The 1,252-nt window shown below is 58.8% G+C and carries 1 protein-coding gene; it reads left to right on the top strand.

The window, feature by feature from the left end:
• On the top strand, positions 1 to 1,252 hold a 1,252-nt coding region (locus MHB56_RS29775; protein WP_341144430.1), incomplete at both ends, for a condensation domain-containing protein.

Genomic DNA, 1,252 nt, shown 5'->3' with positions numbered 1-1,252 from the left:
TCCGTTCGCACTTGACCAAGCACCCCTGCTACGCGCCGAGCTGCTGCGTCTAGCGGAGGACCGTTATTGGCTGCTGTGGGACATGCATCATATTGTGTCGGACGGCGTATCGATGAACATCCTGCTGTCGGACTTCATGACGGCGTATGCCGGCGAGGAGCTGCCGCCGCTGCGGATTCAGTACAAGGACTATGCGGTCTGGCAGCATGGCGCGCTCGAGGTTGAGCGGATGCAAACGCATGAGGCGTACTGGCTGTCCACCTTTGCGGAGGAAGCGCCGGTGCTGGAGTTGCCGACCGACCGAGTGCGTCCGGCGGTGCCAAGCAGCGAGGGCGGAAAGGTATACACCGAAGTGAGCACCAAGACTGCAGAGGCCCTTAAACGAATCGCAGCAGAGACCGGAGCGACGCTTTACATGGTGCTGCTTGCAGCCTATAACGTGTGGCTGCACAAGTACACGGGGCAGAGCGACATTGTGGTGGGTACGCCGGTGTCGGGGCGCACACATGCGGACACAGAGCCGATGATCGGGATGTTCGTGAACACGCTGGCGCTGCGTAACGCCCCGTCCGGGGAGAAGCGATTTATTGACTTCGTGCACGAGGTGAAGGCGCGGACGCTGGCAGCGTTTGAACATCAGGACTATCCGTTCGAGGAACTGGTAGAGAAGCTGAATGTGCGCCGGGATAGGAGCCGCAACCCGCTGTTCGATACGATGCTGATATTGCAAAATATGGAGCAGACGCGCTTTGGTCTGGCGGACATTGAGGTTCGCCCGGTCGAACTGAACCATCTGACGACGAAGTTCGACTTAACCCTGAACGTCGTGGAACGGGAGCAAAGACTTCAGTTGTTGCTGGAATACAGCCGCACGCTGTTCAACGCGGAGACGGTCGAGCGGCGCCTGACGCACTTTGTACAGCTATTGTCCCAAATCGCAGGGCAGCCAGAAGCAATCATTGCTTCGATATCGCTCGTGACGGCGGAGGAGGAACAGTTATTGTTGCATGCATTCAACGATACAGCAGCGGACTATCCGCGAGAAGCGACGATCCATGGGCTGTTTGAGGCCCAAGTCGAGAAGACACCAAACGCAGTGGCGGTTGTGTACGAGAACCGGCACCTGACTTATGCGGAGCTGAATGCGCGGGCCAATCAGCTGGCTTGGACACTGCGCGAGCAGGGGGTGGGCCCGGATCGCATCGTGGCGGTCCTGATGGATCGCTCTGTGGAGATGATTGTCGGGGTGCTA

This window comes from Paenibacillus sp. FSL H8-0315 (genome assembly GCF_038005365.1).
Classification (GTDB): Bacteria; Bacillota; Bacilli; order Paenibacillales; family Paenibacillaceae; genus Paenibacillus_AQ; species Paenibacillus_AQ odorifer.
The sequence above is the reverse complement of the archived record's forward strand: the minus strand, read 5'-3'. Positions and strand labels throughout refer to the sequence as shown.